This window comes from Streptomyces sp. NPDC020362, assembly GCF_040642095.1.
Taxonomy (GTDB): Bacteria; Actinomycetota; Actinomycetes; order Streptomycetales; family Streptomycetaceae; genus Streptomyces.
This window is the reverse complement of record NZ_JBFAET010000053.1, coordinates 34,057-49,912: the sequence shown is the minus strand read 5'-3', so window position 1 is coordinate 49,912 and position 15,856 is coordinate 34,057. Positions and strand designations below refer to the sequence as shown.

Below are 15,856 nucleotides of genomic sequence, written 5' to 3'. Positions count from 1 at the left end.
GTGTGCGACGCGCACGGCCGGCTCCTGTGGGTCGAGGGGCACCCGGCGACCCGGCGGCGGGCGGACGGCATGAACTTCGTGCCGGGCGCGCGCTGGTCGGAGGCGGCGGTCGGAACCAACGCTCCGGGCACCGCGGTCGCCCTGGACCGGCCGGTGCAGGTGTTCGCGGCGGAGCACTTCATACGGCGGGTGCAGCCGTGGACCTGCGCGGCCGCGCCGGTGCACGACCCGCACACCGGGCGGGTCCTCGGCGCCGTCGACATCACGGGCGGCGACGGGCTGGCGCACCCGCACAGTCTGGGCTTCGTGCGGGCGGTGGCGCGGGCCGCCGAGTCGCAGCTCACGCTGCTCGTCCCGTCCCGGCCTGCCGGGGACACTGCCGTGCTGAGCGCGCTGGGCCGCGACGAGGCCGAGGTGCGCCTGGGCGGACGACGGATCAGGCTCAGCCGCCGGCACAGCGAGATTCTCATGCTCCTGGCCCGCCATCCCGAGGGGTTGACCGGCGACGAACTGCTGTGCGCACTGTACGCGGACGAATCGGTGACCCCGGTGACGCTGCGGGCCGAACTGGCGCGGCTGCGGCGCCTGCTGGCACCTGGGCTGCTCGCGTCACGGCCGTACCGGCTGACGGCTGCGGTGGAGTCCGACGCCGACGTGGTGGAACGACGGCTGGAGGCGGGTGCGCTCGTGGCGGCGGTGGAGGCGTACACCGGCCCGCTGCTGCCGGGCTCGCAGGCCCCGGCGGTGACACGGCTCCGGGACCGCCTGGCCGACGGGCTGCGCGCGGCCCTGATCGCCCACGGGGACCCCGATCTGCTCGCCGACTGGGCACACGCGCCCTGGGGTGAGGACGACCTGGACGTATGGCGGGCTCTGGCCGCGGTGCGGCCCACGGCGCCGGTGCGGGCACGGCTCGCGGCACTGGAGGCCGAGCTGGCCGTACCGACCGGCCCGCCTTCTCCGCCGGCCGGCCACGCAACGTACTTGCAACGTCCGCACGCCTAGCCTCGCGCCGGAGCTGCCCAACGGCGGGCAGCGCTTCACCGGGAGGCAGACCAGCATGACCCGTTACGCGGCGCCCGGCACCGAGGGCGCGATCGTCTCCTACCAGGCGCGCTACGACCACTTCATCGGCGGCGCGTACGTACCGCCGATACGCGGTCAGTACTTCGAGAACCCGTCGCCGGTGAACGGGCAGCCGTTCACCGAGATCGCGCGCGGCACGGCGGAGGACGTCGAGCGGGCGCTGGACGCGGCGCACGAGGCCGCGCCGGGGTGGGGTCGTACGTCGGTGACGGAGCGCTCCGACATCCTGCTGAAGATCGCCGACCGGATGGAGGCCCACCTCGAGCCCCTCGCGGTCGCCGAGAGCTGGGAGAACGGCAAGCCGGTGCGAGAGACGCTGGCCGCCGACATTCCGCTCGCCATCGACCACTTCCGCTACTTCGCGGGCGCCATCCGCGCGCAGGAGGGTTCGCTGGGCGAGATCGACGACGACACGGTGGCGTACCACTTCCATGAGCCGCTCGGGGTGGTCGCGCAGATCATCCCGTGGAACTTCCCGATCCTGATGGCCGCCTGGAAGCTCGCCCCGGCGATCGCGGCGGGCAACGCGGTCGTCCTCAAACCGGCCGAGCAGACCCCGGCGTCCATCCACTACTGGATGAGCCTGATCGCCGACCTGCTGCCGCCGGGCGTGGTGAACATCGTCAACGGCTTCGGCGTGGAGGCGGGCAAGCCGCTGGCGTCCAGCCCGCGGGTGGCGAAGGTCGCCTTCACCGGGGAGACCACGACCGGGCGGCTGATCATGCAGTACGCCTCGGAGAACATCAAGCCGGTCACCCTGGAACTCGGCGGCAAGTCGCCGAACATCTTCTTCGACGATGTCTGGGCGCACGACGACGACTTCCGGGACAAGGCGCTCGAAGGCTTCACGATGTTCGCGCTCAACCAGGGCGAGGTCTGCACCTGCCCGTCCCGGGCGCTCGTCCAGCGCGGCACCTACGCGGACTTCCTCGAGGCGGCCGTGGCCCGCACCCGGCAGATCAAGCCGGGGCACCCCCTCGACACCGACACGATGATCGGCGCGCAGGCCTCCAACGACCAGCTGGAGAAGATCCTCTCCTACCTGGACATCGGCCGGCAGGAGGGCGCGAAGATCCTCACCGGCGGCGAACGCGTCGAGTACGACGGCGAGCTGAAGGGCGGTTACTACGTCCAGCCGACCATCTTCGAGGGCGACAACCGAATGCGGATCTTCCAGGAGGAGATCTTCGGCCCGGTCGTCTCGGTCGCCTCGTTCGGCGACTTCGACGACGCCATCAAGATCGCGAACGACACGCTGTACGGCCTCGGCGCGGGCGTGTGGACCCGGGACATCAACACGGCCTACCGCGCGGGCCGCGCGATCCAGGCGGGCCGCGTGTGGACGAACTGCTACCACGCCTACCCGGCCCACGCGGCGTTCGGCGGCTACAAGCAGTCCGGAATCGGCCGGGAGACGCACAAGATGATGCTGGACCACTACCAGCAGACGAAGAACCTCCTGGTGTCGTACTCGCCGAAGAAGTTGGGCTTCTTCTAGGCGCAGAAAAAGGGCGTCTGACCAGTCCAGATGGCCGTCAGGCGCCCTTCGCGACGCACAACCAAGCGGCAAGTCGAGATGCACCCTTACCTCCGATATCTCCTACTGGTCTCCCAGCTCTGACCGGAAGTTCCGGGCTATTTCCGGGCCGAGGTCCCGCTAAGTCGCCCTCCGCGTCGCTCATCGGCGCCTCCCAACGCTGCATGGACGCCTCGATCAGCCGGTTCGCATGGTTCCGCGCTTCGGCCAAAAACTTGTCGCAGTAGCGGAAGAGGACCTGGATGCTTTGCCCTGCTCGGCGCGCGCACTCGGCGGGGTCGGCCTCCATCACCGCAGCGGAGCGGGTCGCGGGACTCGGTCTGGGAGCGGACGACTATCTGCCGAAGCCCCTCGCCTTCGCCGCATTGGTCGCCCGGATCCGGGCACTGCGGCGGCGCTCCCGTCCCGCCGCGCCGCCCGTGCTGGAACACGCCGGTACCCGAGGATGCCCAGTTCCGTGAGACCTGCCTGACGGCCGGTACATCGTGCTCTCCCGCAAGGAGTTCGCCGTGCTGGAGGAGCTTCTCCGGGCCTAGGGGGCACCGGTCTCCGCCGAGGAACTGCTGGAGCGGGTCTGGGACGAGAACGTCGACACCTTCACCACGGTCTTCCGCGTCACGATCCGCCCGTTGCGTCGCAAGCTCGGAGAGCCCACGCCCGTGGAAACGGTCACGGGCGTGGGCTATCGGCTGCGGTGAGGGCCGTCACCTCCACCGGCCTCGCTCAAGGACCTTCCCGGCACCAGGAGTCATTCCGACGGACGCGCCGCCCTCCCACGTAGAGCAGCCGACAGCAACCCACAGGGAGGGGATCGCGACGTGGCAGGGCAGATGGTCAGGGGCGCCAGGGGTACGGTGATCGCGGCGGCGGCGATGGCAGCGCTGACCGCGTCACAGGCGCCGGGTGCCGCCCCGGTGAGGGCCGCCGCACCGGTGGAGCGGCCCGCCGGACACGGGACGAGCGTGTCCGGCGACACCCCGTACCGCACGGAGCTTCCGCCGCCGGCGCGGGTCCGGAGGGGAAAGAAGGCTTCGGTGGGCGGCGCGGCGCTGCCCGCGACCGTCTTCGCCGCGTACCGGCACGCCGAGGCGGAACTCGCGCGCACGACACCCGGCTGCCGGCTCAGGTGGCAGCTGCTGGCCGCGATCGGCCAGGTGGAGTCGGGGCAGGCGCAGGGCGGCCGGGTGACCGCGGACGGCACGACCGTCACGCCGATCCTGGGTCCGCGCCTGGACGGCGGCGCCTTCGCCGTCGTACGGGACACCGACGGTGGCGCGTACGACGGAGACGCGATGTACGACCGGGCGGTCGGGCCGATGCAGTTCATACCGTCGACCTGGGACCGCTGGGGCGCGGACGGGAACGGCGACGGGCGGAACGACCCGGACAACGTGTTCGACGCTGCGCTCGCCACCGGGCGCTATCTGTGCGCGGGCGGGAGGGACATGTCCCGGCCCGCCGGCCTGGACGGGGCGATTCTCGGCTACAACCACTCGGCGGCGTATCTGCGCACGGTCAGGGCCTGGTACACATACTTCCTGGAAGGTCACGGGGTGGTTGCGGACGACTCCGCCGCGACGCCGGTACGGCCCTCGCCCCGGCCCGGACCCTCGCGGCCGAAGCCGACGCCGTCGCCTCGCCCGAGGGCCACACCGTCGCCGGAACCGTCCTCCCCTGCTTCGCCGACGCCCTCCAACTCCCTTCCGGCGGGCGGGAAAACCGCGGAACCCCTGGTTCCCGTACCCACCCCGTCTGTCGCCCTGCCCACCGACGACCTGCTCCCGAGCGGCGGTCCGCTGACCAGTAACAACGGGGACTCGATGGCCTCCGCCCCCTCCACAGCCGCGGCTACCGGGCGGTAATGTCGCCACCCGCCGGACGGGACGAGACCGGCGGGTGAGCGCAAAGGGGCCCTCATGGCGACGGACATGCATGCGGAGATACAAGCCGCCGACGACCGTTGGCAGCGCATGTGGAGCCACCGCGAGCAGCTGCTCAAGGTGGCCCGGCGCAGGTCGATGAGCCAGGAGGACGCCGAGGACGCGGTGCACGAGGCGATGCTGCGCGCGGCGGAGCGGCCGGACCTGGACGACGAGCGGCTCGCCGCCTGGCTGACGACGGTGACCATGAGGCTGTGCGTGGACCGCTACCGGCAGGTCAACCGCGAGGCAGAGGTCCGCACCAGCCCGTCGCTGGTCGCTCCCGGACCGGTGCCGATCGAGGAGGCCGTGTGCGACCGGGCCGAGGCCAGGTGGCTGGCCCGGCGCAGCGGGGAGCTGCCCGCCCGCCAGGCAGAGGCGCTGCGGCTGAAGTCCGAGGACCTTGACGTGAGCCAGGTCGCCGTCCGGATGGGACTGAGCTACCGGACCGTCGAATCCCTCCTTGCCCGTGCCCGGCGCACGCTGCGCGCCTCGCTCGCCGGGACGCTCGGGTTCGCGCTGTTCATGATCGGGCGCGGGCGCCTGCGGGCGGGCGGCAAGGCGCAGGCCGTGGCAGCCACGTCGGCGGCGACAACCCTGGCGGTGGCGGGATTCGTGCTGCCGTACGTCCTCGACGGGGGCCGGCCGGACACGGTCCCCCGGCCCGCCGCGTCCCCCGTGTCGGACGCCACCACCGAGACCGCGGGGTCCGACGGCCCCGACCGGGCGCCCGCCCCGAACGCCCGCGAGCTGTCGGCCGCCTCGCCGGCTGCCAAAGCGACGCCTTCGACCGGTGCCCACGACCGGTCGCTGCTGCCGCTATCGGTGCCGCCCCTGCCGGAGGCCTCGCTGTCATCGGTGCCGGCCGTTCCCGAGGTCCCGAGCGTGTCGAACCTGCCGAGCGTGCCCGGCCTCCCCGGTCTGCGGGACGCGTCCACGGTCCCGACGACACTGCCGGCCGTCCCGGAGGCCTCCGGCACGCCGTCCGTCCCGGTCGTCGTACCGACGCCGACGGCCCTGCCGTAGACCTGCCGTAGACCTGCCGCACGTCCTCCGGAAAAAAATCCGCCTTCCCCGCGACGGACCCCCCGCCTCTCCCCGTAGAGCAGATGTCGGAGCTGCTCCACGGGCCGAAAGGTGGACCGGATGGGTGTCGAGATCTGTGTGGAAGGGCTGACCAAGTCCTTCGGTCACCAGGTCGTCTGGCAGGACGTATCGCTGACCCTGCCCGCCGGGGAGGTCTCGGTCATGCTCGGCCCCTCGGGTACGGGCAAGTCGGTCTTCCTCAAGACGCTCGTGGGACTGCTGAAGCCGAACCGCGGCTCGGTGAAGATCGCGGGGCGTGACATCACCAGGCTCCGCGAGCACGAGCTCTATGAGGTGCGGAAGCTGTTCGGCGTGCTGTTCCAGGACGGCGCCCTGTTCGGCTCGATGAACCTGTACGACAACATCGCCTTCCCACTGCGCGAGCACACCCGCAAGTCCGAGAGCGAGATCCGGCGCATCGTGCTGGAGAAGATGGACATGGTCGGGCTGATCGGCTCGGAGGGGAAGCTGCCCGGCGAGATCTCCGGCGGGATGCGGAAGCGGGCCGGTCTCGCCCGCGCCCTCGTCCTCGACCCCGAGATCATCCTCTTCGACGAACCCGACTCGGGCCTCGACCCCGTACGCGTCGCCTATCTCAACCAGCTCATTGTCGACCTCAACGCCCAGATCGACGCGACCTTCCTGATCGTCACGCACGACATCGCCTCGGCTCGCCAGGTCCCGGACAACATCGGGCTGCTCTTCCGGCGCGAGCTGGTCATGTTCGGGCCGCGCGAGGAGCTGCTGACCAGCGACGAGCCGGTCGTCCGGCAGTTCCTGAACGGCCGGATGCAGGGCCCGATCGGCATGGCGGAGGAGAAGGACGCCGCGCAGGTCGAGCAGGAACTGGCCGCGCTCCGCGACGGAAACGCGACACAGACCCCCGGCAGCCAGGCGCTGACTCCCCGTCTGCTGCCGGGGCCGGGCATCACCCGACCGCCCCGCTGGGAAGCGATCGCCCGGCGCGAGGCCGAGCTGCGTCGCCGGAAGGCGGTGGCCGACGTATGAGACTGTCACCGACCGGAGCGCTGCGGCACTCGGGGAACCTGTTCGCGATGGCGCTGGACGTCGTCCGGACCATGCCCCGAAGGCCGTTCCAGGCAAGGGAGTTCATCCAGCAGGCCTGGTTCGTCGCGAGCGTCACCATCCTCCCCACGGCCCTTGTGTCCATCCCCTTCGGCGCGGTGATCGCACTGCAGATCGGCAGCCTGACCAGGCAGCTCGGCGCCCAGTCCTTCTCCGGGGCCGCCTCGGTGCTGGCGGTACTGCGGGAGGCGTCGCCGATCGTCACCGCGCTGCTGATCGCGGGCGCGGGCGGGACGGCGATCTGCGCGGACCTCGGGGCGCGGAAGATCCGCGAGGAGATCGACGCGATGCAGGTCCTGGGCATCGACCCGATCCACCGGCTGGTCGTGCCACGCGTGCTGGCGTCGATGGTGGTGGCGGTGCTGCTCAACGGCCTGGTGTCGGTGGTCGGTGTCGCCGGCGGCTACTTCTTCAACGTCGTCCTGCAGCACGGCACGCCCGGCGCCTACCTGGCATCCTTCACCACCCTCGCCCAGCTCCCGGACCTGTGGGCTGCCGAGATCAAGGCGCTGGTGTTCGGGGCGATCGCGGCCGTCGTCGCCTCGTACAAGGGACTTACGGCGAAGGGCGGGCCGAAGGGCGTGGGTGACGCGGTGAACCAGTCGGTGGTGATCACCTTCATGTTGCTGTTCGTGACGAACTTCGTGATGACCGCGGTGTACTTCCAGGTCGTCCCGCAGAGGGGCTGAGGCATGGCAGTGTTGAAGAGTCTGGAGGAGCTGGGCAGCCAGCTGTCCTTCTACGGGCGCTCGCTCGCATGGACGGGCCGCACCCTTCGCCGCTACAAGAAGGAGATCCTGCGGCTGCTCGCCGAGGTGAGCTTCGGGCGCGGTGCCCTCGCCGTCGTGGGCGGCACGGTCGGCGTGATCGCCTTCCTCTCGTTCTTCACCGGCACGGAAGTGGGTCTGCAGGGGTACGCCGCGCTCAACCAGCTCGGCACGTCCAACTTCGTGGCGTTCCTGTCGGCGTACTTCAACACCCGGGAGATCGCCCCGCTGGTGGCGGGACTCGCGCTGTCCGCCACGGTCGGCGCGGGATTCACCGCCCAGCTCGGCGCGATGCGGATCAGCGAGGAGACCGACGCCCTCGAAGTGATGGGCGTGCCTTCGCTGCCGTTCCTGGTGACCACCCGGATGATCGCCGGTTTCGTCGCCGTCGTCCCGCTGTACGTGATCGGGCTGCTGTCCTCGTACCTCGCCGCCCGCACCATCACCACCGGCTACTACGGGCAGTCCGCGGGCACCTACGACCACTACTTCCAGCAGTACCTGCCGCCGGTCGACGTGCTGTGGTCCTTCGGGAAAGTGCTGGTCTTCGCCGTCCTGATCATCCTGGTGCACTGCTTCTACGGCTACTACGCGAGCGGCGGCCCGGCGGGCGTCGGCGTCGCGGTGGGCCGCGCCGTGCGGACCTCGATCGTGGCGATCAACGTCCTTGACTTCTTCCTGTCGCTCGCGATCTGGGGCGCCAACACGACCGTGAGGATCGCGGGGTGAACCGTATGCGGATGCTGAGACTGCGGTTGTACGGCGTGGTGTTCATCGCCGTACTCGCTCTGCTCCTGTCGCTGTCGGTCGCCGTGTACCAGCAGGTGTTCACCCCGGCCGTACGGATCAAGCTGGAAGCCGGCAGCCTCGGCAACCAGTTCGCCCCAGGGGCCGACGTCAAGCTGCGCGGGCTGCTGGTCGGAGAGGTGCGCGGGGTGCGCGCCGACGGGAAGAAGGCGACGCTCGACATCGCGCTCAAGCCGGAGTACGTCGCCGACATACCCTCCGACGTACAGGCGCGCCTGCTTCCCAAGACGCTGTTCGGCGAGAAGTACGTCGACATGGTCGCGCCCGCGCACTCCGCATCCTCGTCGGTCCGTCCCATCCGCGCCGGGGACGTCATCACCCAGGACCGCACACGCGTCGGCATCGAGCTCCAGCAGCTGATGAACGACCTGCTGCCGCTGCTGCGGACCGTGCAGCCCGGCCGGCTCAACGCCACACTCTCCGCCTTCGCCACCGCCCTCGAAGGGCGCGGCGACCGGATCGGCGACAACCTCACACGTGTGGAGGCCTATCTGCACCGCCTCGACCCTCATCTGCCCTCCCTCACCGAGGACTTCGCCCGCCTGGCCGACGTCGCCGAGGTGTACGGCGACGCGGCGCCGGACCTGATGGACATCCTGCGCAACACCATCACCACCAGCCGCACCCTGGTCGAGCAGCGGGACCGCATCGCGTCCGCGCTCACCACGACGGCCGGCGTGGCGGCCACCGCTGACGGCTTTCTCCATGCAAACGGCGACCGGCTGATAACCCTCGGCCGGGTCTCCCGCCCGACGCTGGCGCTCTTCGCCCGCTACTCGCCCGAATACCCCTGCCTCCTCGCCGGCCTGGTCCACGAGGAGCAGGCCTCCGAGCAGGCGTTCCGGGGCGGAAAGATGCACATCACGCTCGAGGTGGTGCGCCAGCAGGGGGCCTACGGGCCCGGTGAGGAGCCCCGTTACGCCGACCGGTCGGGGCCCAACTGCCGTGATCTGCCCCGTCCTTCCGTGCCTGCGCCGGGAGTCCACCTCAACGACGGTTCGAAGAAGGGAAGTTCGACCGGTCCGCCCGGTGTCTCCGCCACCCGGGCCGAGCAGCACGCCGTGGGCTCGCTCGTGTCGCCGGTGATGGGCGTGCCCGCCGACGAGGTGCCACCGGTCGCGACGCTGCTGTTCGGGCCGATGGCGCGCGGAACGGCGGTGAGCGTCGCATGAGGAGCACAGGCGCCCGGCAGACCGCCGCCCCGCTGATCAAGTTCAGCCTCTTCGCGCTGGTGACGATCCTGGCGACGGCGCTGCTCGCCGCCACCATCGTCAACCTCTCCTTCACCCCCGAGCACACGTACCGCGCCGTCTTCAGCGATGTCACCGGCTTGGAGAAGGGGGACGACGTCCGGGTCGCCGGGGTACGGGTCGGTGAGGTCGAAGGCATCCGGATCAAGGACCGCACGCGGGCGGAAGTCGCCTTCACCGCCGGCGCGGACCGGCCGCTGCTCACCAGCACGCACGCGGTCATCCGCTACCGGAACCTGGTCGGGCAGCGGTACGTCGCGCTGACCGAGGGCGCGGGCGACGGCACCCGGCTGAAGCCCGACGCCACCATCCCGCTGTCGCACACACAGCCCGCGCTGGACCTCAACGCGCTGCTGAACGGCTTCAAACCGCTGTTCGCCGCGCTCAGCCCACAGGACGTCAACCAGCTCGCCACCGAGATCATCAAGACGCTGCAGGGCGAGGGCGGCACAGTCAACAGCCTGCTGGTCCACACCGCTTCGCTCACCACGACGCTGGCCGACCGTGACAAGCTGATCGGCTCGGTGATCGACAATCTGCGCTCCGTGCTGGAGACGCTGGACAAGCGCGGCACCCGCTTCTCCGGGCTGCTCGAGCAGCTGCGGCGGGTGATCTCCGGTCTGTCCGCCGACCGCAAACCCATCGGGGAGTCGCTGGTGGGCATAGGCGACCTGACGGAGGCCACCTCGGGGCTGCTCAAGGACGTGCGGCCGCCGCTGAAGGACGACATCGCCGGGCTGACCGATCTCACCGGAACACTGAACGACAACGACAAGACCGTGGAGGGCGTGCTGAAGCGGCTGCCGACCAAGCTCAACGCACTGACGGGAGCCGCGTCCTACGGCTCGTGGTTCAACTTCTACCTCTGCGACTTCGACGGCCGGATCGTGCTCCCGAAGACGAAGCAGGTGCTCGCTCCCGACCTGCACGTGGCGAGGGCGAGGTGCAGCTCGTGACCCGCATGTCCCGCAAGAACCGCCCGGAACCGCTGTTCAAGGTCCGCGTCGACCCGCCGAAGCTGCCGAAGATACGGCTGCCGAGGATACGGCTGCTTCCGCGTAGGGCGCCACGCCCGCAGCCCTTGTTCAAGGTGCGCGTGGAGCCACCCAAGCTGCCGCGCATCCGGATCCGCCGTCCCCGCCTGACCCCGTTCCGCGAGCGGAACCCCGTGGTGATCGGTGCCGTCGGCCTCACCGTCCTCGCTCTGCTGACCGTGGCCGCGTTCAACGCCGACAGTCTGCCGTTCATCGGCGGCGGCAGGACGTACCGTGCGGCGTTCTCGGAGGCGGGCGGCCTCAAGCCCGGCGACGAGGTGCGGATCGCCGGGGTGAAGGTCGGCAAGGTCGACGACGTCGACCTGGACGGCGATCACGTCGAGGTCATCTTCAAGGTCGAGAGCGATCCGAAGTTCGGAACCGAGACCGGCGCGTCGATCCGGGTCAAGACGATCCTCGGCGCGAAGTACCTCGCGCTGCGCCCCAAGGGGCCGGGGCAGTTGAAGCCCGGCAGCGAGATTCCGCTGGGGCGGACGGTCTCGGCGTACGACGTCGTGCAGGCGTTCAGCGACCTGACCACCACGTCGGAGAAGGTCGACACCGACCGGCTGGCCAAGGCCCTGGACACGATCTCCACCACCTTCCAGGATTCGCCCGCCGAAGTGCGCGCGTCCATCAAAGGGCTGTCGAGGATCTCCCGGACGGTGGCCTCGCGCGACAAGGCCCTGAGCGAACTCCTCGACCACGCGAACGGCACCACGAGCGTGCTGGCCGACCGCTCCGAGGACTTCACCGCCCTGGTCAAGGACGGCGACAAGCTGTTCACGGAGATCAGCAGGCGGCGGCAGGCCATCCACAAGCTGCTCAAGACCTCCGCCGCGCTCGGCATCGAACTCTCCGGCCTGGTCGACGACAACGCCAAGGAGATCGGGCCCGCACTCCAAGGGCTGAAGGGTGTGGTGCAGATGCTCGAACGCAACCAGTCCAGCCTCGACCGGAGCGTCAAGCTGCTCGCGCCGTACGTGCGGGTCTTCACCAACACCCTCGGCAACGGCCGCTGGTTCGACTCCTACGTCCAGAACCTGGTCGCCGCTCCGGTGGCGCCGCGGACAGGAGACACGCAGTGAAGAGCCTGAAGAGACCCCTGGCCCTGCTCACCGCGCCGGCCCTCGTCGCCGCGGTCACCTACGTGCTGTGGCCGCGGCCCGAGCCGGTGCACGTCACCGCGTACTTCCCGCGCACCGTCGGCATCTACCCCGGCTCGGACGTCCGCGTCCTCGGCGTGCGCATCGGCGAGGTCAAGAAGATCAAGCCCGAGGGCGACCGGGTGCGGGTGGAAATGGAGTACGACGCAGGGCGCAAGGTCCCCTCCGACGCCAAGGCCACCATCATCAACTCCTCGGTGGTCAGCGATCGTTACGTACAACTGCTGCCGGTGTACCGGAAAGGTCCCGTGCTGCGCAGCGGTGCCGTCATCCCCGAGGAGCGCACGGCCGTGCCCGTCGAACTGGACCGCATCTTCGACAGCCTGCACACCACGGCCGACGCGCTCGGCCCCCAGGGCGCCAACAAGGACGGCTCCCTGTCGCGGCTGCTCGGGGTGAGCGCGGACAACCTCGACGGCCAGGGCGAGAACCTCAACCAGTCGGTCCACGACCTCTCGCAGGCGGTCACGACGCTGTCCGACGGCCGTAGGGACCTGTTCGGCACGGTGCGGAACCTGCAGGTGTTCACGGCGGCACTCGCCGCCGACGACAAGAGCGTGCGGTCGTTCGACACCAGCCTCGCCAAGGTCGCCAACCAGCTCGCGGGCGAGCGCAAGGACCTCGCGGACGCGCTCACGAACCTGGGGACCGCGCTCGGCGACGTGTCCGCCTTCGTGAAGAAGAACAAGAAGTCGCTGACCACGGACGTGAAGGGTCTCAGCAAGGTGACCAAGGTGCTCGTCACCCAACGCGCCGCTCTCGACGAGCTCCTGCGGGTGGCACCCACGGGCCTGTCCAATCTGAACAACGCCTACAACCCGTCCGCCGGCACCCTCGACACCCGCAACAACGCCCAGCAGGCACAGGACCCGGCCGCACTGCTGTGCTCCGTGCTGAAGACGACCGGCGACGAGGGCGGCAAGAACCCCGACTGCAAGGAACTGAAGGACCTCTTCGACTCTCTGCCCGAGCCGTCGCAGGGCTCTGCGGTGACGGGCCCGGTCGACCGGACGCTCGGCGGGATCCTGGGGGCGAGCGCATGAGCGTACGGCGCAAGGGCGGCGCTCTCGCCTGGGCGGCGGTCGGTTCGCTGCTGCTGTCAGGCTGCGAGTTCAACGGCTGGTACGACGTCCCGCTGCCCGGCGGAGCCGCCGCGGACGGCCACGCATACCACGTCACCGTCGAGTTCCGCGACGTCCTCGACCTGGTGCCGCAGTCGGCGGTGAAGGTCGACGACGTCACCGTGGGCGCCGTCGAGAAGGTGGAGCTGGACGCCTGGCACGCACGCGTACGACTGCGGGTCGCCGACTCGGTGAGGCTGCCCGCCAACGCCGTCGCCGAACTGCGGCAGACCAGTCTGCTCGGCGAGAAGTACGTGGCGCTGGCCGCCCCGACCGGCACGGCGGCCGTGGGCCGGCTCCGCGACGGCGACCGCATCCCGCTGTCCCGCAGCGGCCGCAACCCGGAGGTCGAGGAGGTGCTGTCCGCGCTGTCCGCCCTGCTCAACGGCGGCGGGGTGGCCCAGCTCAAGACGATCACCGTGGAGCTGAACAAGGCCCTCGACGGCCGGGAGAACCGGGTCCGGTCCCTGCTCAAGGAGCTGAACACGTTCATCGGCGGTCTGGACGATCAGCGCAAGGACATCGTCCACGCGATCAAGGCCGTCGACCGGCTCGCGGGGCGACTCGGGAAGGAGAAGAGGACCATCGCCAGGGCCGTCGACACGATGCCGCCCGCGCTGAAGGTCCTCGCCGGCCAGCGGCGCGATCTGACGAAGATGCTCACCGCCCTGTCGAAGCTCGGCAAGACGGGCACCAAGGTGGTCACCGCCTCGCACGACGACACGGTCGCGAACCTCAAGAGTCTCCGGCCGATCCTGCAACAGCTGAGCAAGTCGGGCAATGACCTGCCCAACTCCCTTGAGTTGCTGACCACGTACCCGTTCCCGCGCAACGCCGTGGACGCCGTCAAGGGCGACTACGTCAACCTCCGCATCACCGCCGACCTCGACCTGGCGGACCTCTACGGGAACGTGACCGACGGCAACTCCGGGCGGGGCAAGGGGGGCTCCCGGACGCCCGGTGGCCCCGACGTACCGCGTCTTCCGGACCTGCCGAGCATCCCGGCGCCGACCGCGCTGCCGAGCACACCGAGCCTGCCGTCGTCGCCCTCGGTGCCGTCGGCTCCCTCGGGCGGTGGCGGGAGCGGCGGGCCGTTGTGCCCGCCGGTCTGCACCAGCAACTACACCGCCGGCGCGAAGCCGCCCGAGGGGATCGACCTCGCGCTCGCCGAGCTGATGCTGAAGGGGGTCCAGGCGTGATCACTCGCATGGTCAAGGCGCAGCTGCTCGCCTTCGCCACTGTCAGCGCCGTCGGGGTGTCGTACGTCGGCGCCGAGTACACCGGCCTGGTGGACGACGTCCTGGACCGCGGCTACACGGTGCGGGCCGACTTCGCCGACTCCGGGGGCGTCTTCCCCGGCGCCGAGGTCACCTACCGCGGGGTGCCCGTGGGCCGCGTCGGCACGCTGCGGCTGACCGGCGCCGACGGCGTCTCGGTCGCCCTCGACATCGACGACGGGGCACCACGCATCCCGGCGGACACCCTTGCCGTGGTAGCGAACCGTTCGGCGGTGGGCGAACAGTACGTGGATCTGCAGCCGCGTACGTCCAAGGGTCCGTATCTCCTGGACGGCAGCACCATCCCGCGCGGCAGCACCCGCGTGCCGCTGCCCACCACGGACCTGGTCCTCAGCCTGGACCGGCTGGTGAACTCGGTCGGCAAGGACGATCTCCGCGTCACCGTCGACGAGTTGGGCAAGGCCTTCTCCGGCACCGGCCCGGACCTGAGCCGGATGGTGGACTCGGGCAACGCGCTCGTCGAGTCGGCGTCCGAGTCGCTGCCGGAGACGATCTCACTGATCGAGGACTCGCGGAAGGTCCTCAAGACGCAGGCGGACCAAGGTTCGTCCATCAAGTCGTTCGCGCACGACCTGGCGGCGCTCACCGCCCGGTTGAAGTCGAGCGACGAGGACCTGCGCAACCTGATCGGCAATGCCACGCCGGCCGCGCAGGAGGTCGACTCGCTGCTGAAGTCGACCGGGCCCCGGCTGTCGGTCCTGTTGGCCAACCTGATCAGCGGCGGCCAGGTCACGCTGGCCCACCTGCCCGGCGTGGAGCAGTCCCTCGTCACCTTCCCGGCACTGGTGTCGGGCAGCTACACGGTCGTCCCGGGCGACGGCACCACCCACTTCGGGCTGGTGGTGAACGCCGACGATCCGCCACCGTGCACCCAGGGGTACGGCACGACACGGCGAGATCCCGCCGACACGAGCACACGCGAGGCGAACACCGACGCACGCTGCACGGCCCCACGCGGCGGCAGGACGTCGGTGCGGGGCGCGCAGAACGCCCCCGGCGCGCAGGCAGCGTCCGGCGGCGCGAACCAGACGGCGTACGTCACGCCCTACGACCCGGAGACCGGCATCGCGACCGGCCCGGACGGAAGGCCCGTCGAGATCGGCTCGTCGGGCGGCCAGCAGACGGTGTTCGGAAAGGAGTCGTGGCAATGGCTGCTCGTCGGACCCATGGCGTGAACGTGAGGTTGCCTGGCGTGAACGGGAGGACATGGGCTGTCGGCCTCGTCGTGGCGACCGTCCTCACCACCGCAGCCGCCCTATGGCTGGGCCTCCGCCTCCACCAGCAGCACGAGACGGAGCAGCGGCGCCAGGACGTCCTGGGGGCGGCCCGCCAGTCGGCGCTGAACTTCACCTCGCTCGACTACCGGCACTACGACCGGGACAGCGCGAACGTGCTGAGGAACGCCACCGGCGACTTCAAGAAGCAGTTCACCGCGCAGACGGCGGAGCTGACCAAGCTCGTCGCCGCGAACAAGTCGGTGTCGGCGGGCCGCGTCCTCGACGCCGGCATCGTCCGGTCGGACGCCCGGTCGGCCCGCGTCCTGGTGGTCGCCGACAGCAAGGTGACCAACACCGCCGCTCCCAGGGGGGAGGCGCGCACCTATCGGCTGCAGCTCGACCTCGTGCACCGGGACGGGCGCTGGCTGACCTCCGACGTCGAGTTCGTGGGCTGACCACACCAGCCGACAGCCACCAGCAGT

14 protein-coding genes and 1 pseudogene are annotated in these 15,856 nt (G+C 70.4%); all 15 read left to right on the top strand.

The genetic code is table 11. The features are described 5' to 3' along the window. On the top strand, nt 1-1,005 hold a 1,005-nt coding region (locus tag AB0H32_RS20815), incomplete at its 5' end, for a GAF domain-containing protein (RefSeq protein WP_361122446.1). 55 nt (nt 1,006-1,060) lie between these two features. Next, nucleotides 1,061-2,584: an aldehyde dehydrogenase gene (adh, locus tag AB0H32_RS20810; RefSeq protein ID WP_361122443.1), complete on the top strand. Its 1,524-nt coding sequence runs from the start codon at nt 1,061-1,063 to the stop codon at nt 2,582-2,584. A 317-nt stretch (nt 2,585-2,901) separates the two neighbouring features. Next, nucleotides 2,902-3,321: pseudogene (locus tag AB0H32_RS20805) on the top strand (response regulator transcription factor); the annotation flags it as partial. Nucleotides 3,322-3,495: 174 nt separating this feature from the next. After that, the gene (locus AB0H32_RS20800) at nt 3,496-4,485 is read left to right on the top strand and encodes a lytic transglycosylase domain-containing protein (protein ID WP_361122452.1); all 990 of its coding nucleotides are present in this window, start codon (nt 3,496-3,498) and stop codon (nt 4,483-4,485) included. A gap of 54 nt (nt 4,486-4,539) precedes the next feature. Then, nucleotides 4,540-5,568 carry a sigma-70 family RNA polymerase sigma factor gene (locus AB0H32_RS20795; protein ID WP_361122440.1) on the top strand — a complete coding sequence of 343 codons (1,029 nt, stop codon included), beginning with the start codon at nt 4,540-4,542 and terminating at the stop codon, nt 5,566-5,568. Nucleotides 5,569-5,688: 120 nt separating this feature from the next. Continuing rightward, the gene (locus AB0H32_RS20790; protein WP_361122437.1) at nt 5,689-6,636 is read left to right on the top strand and encodes an ABC transporter ATP-binding protein; all 948 of its coding nucleotides are present in this window, start codon (nt 5,689-5,691) and stop codon (nt 6,634-6,636) included. After that, a complete protein-coding gene (locus AB0H32_RS20785; protein ID WP_361122434.1) occupies nt 6,633-7,403 on the top strand; it encodes an ABC transporter permease in 771 nt (256 codons plus the stop codon). Before AB0H32_RS20790 ends, AB0H32_RS20785 begins: the two co-directional genes overlap by 4 nt. A gap of 3 nt (nt 7,404-7,406) precedes the next feature. Beyond that, nucleotides 7,407-8,210, top strand: coding sequence for an ABC transporter permease (locus tag AB0H32_RS20780; RefSeq protein WP_361122432.1), 804 nt, complete (start codon nt 7,407-7,409; stop codon nt 8,208-8,210). Between the two features lie 5 nt (nt 8,211-8,215). Next, entirely contained in the window at nt 8,216-9,460 is a 1,245-nt protein-coding gene (locus AB0H32_RS20775) for an MCE family protein (protein WP_361122429.1), read from the top strand. Next, nucleotides 9,457-10,494 (top strand): MlaD family protein, encoded by a 1,038-nt coding sequence (locus AB0H32_RS20770; RefSeq protein ID WP_361122427.1) that lies wholly within the window; start codon nt 9,457-9,459, stop codon nt 10,492-10,494. Before AB0H32_RS20775 ends, AB0H32_RS20770 begins: the two co-directional genes overlap by 4 nt. Before the next feature lie 185 nt (nt 10,495-10,679). After that, the gene (locus AB0H32_RS20765; RefSeq protein WP_361122449.1) at nt 10,680-11,660 is read left to right on the top strand and encodes an MCE family protein; all 981 of its coding nucleotides are present in this window, start codon (nt 10,680-10,682) and stop codon (nt 11,658-11,660) included. Next, entirely contained in the window at nt 11,657-12,781 is a 1,125-nt protein-coding gene (locus AB0H32_RS20760; RefSeq protein WP_361122424.1) for an MCE family protein, read from the top strand. Before AB0H32_RS20765 ends, AB0H32_RS20760 begins: the two co-directional genes overlap by 4 nt. After that, nucleotides 12,778-14,058 (top strand): MCE family protein, encoded by a 1,281-nt coding sequence (locus tag AB0H32_RS20755; protein WP_361122421.1) that lies wholly within the window; start codon nt 12,778-12,780, stop codon nt 14,056-14,058. The genes AB0H32_RS20760 and AB0H32_RS20755 overlap by 4 nt, the downstream gene beginning before the upstream one ends. Continuing rightward, nucleotides 14,055-15,332 (top strand): MlaD family protein, encoded by a 1,278-nt coding sequence (locus AB0H32_RS20750; RefSeq protein ID WP_361122418.1) that lies wholly within the window; start codon nt 14,055-14,057, stop codon nt 15,330-15,332. Before AB0H32_RS20755 ends, AB0H32_RS20750 begins: the two co-directional genes overlap by 4 nt. Nucleotides 15,333-15,349: 17 nt before the next feature. Beyond that, a complete protein-coding gene (locus tag AB0H32_RS20745) occupies nt 15,350-15,829 on the top strand; it encodes a hypothetical protein (protein WP_361122415.1) in 480 nt (159 codons plus the stop codon). Nucleotides 15,830-15,856 lie beyond the last annotated feature (27 nt).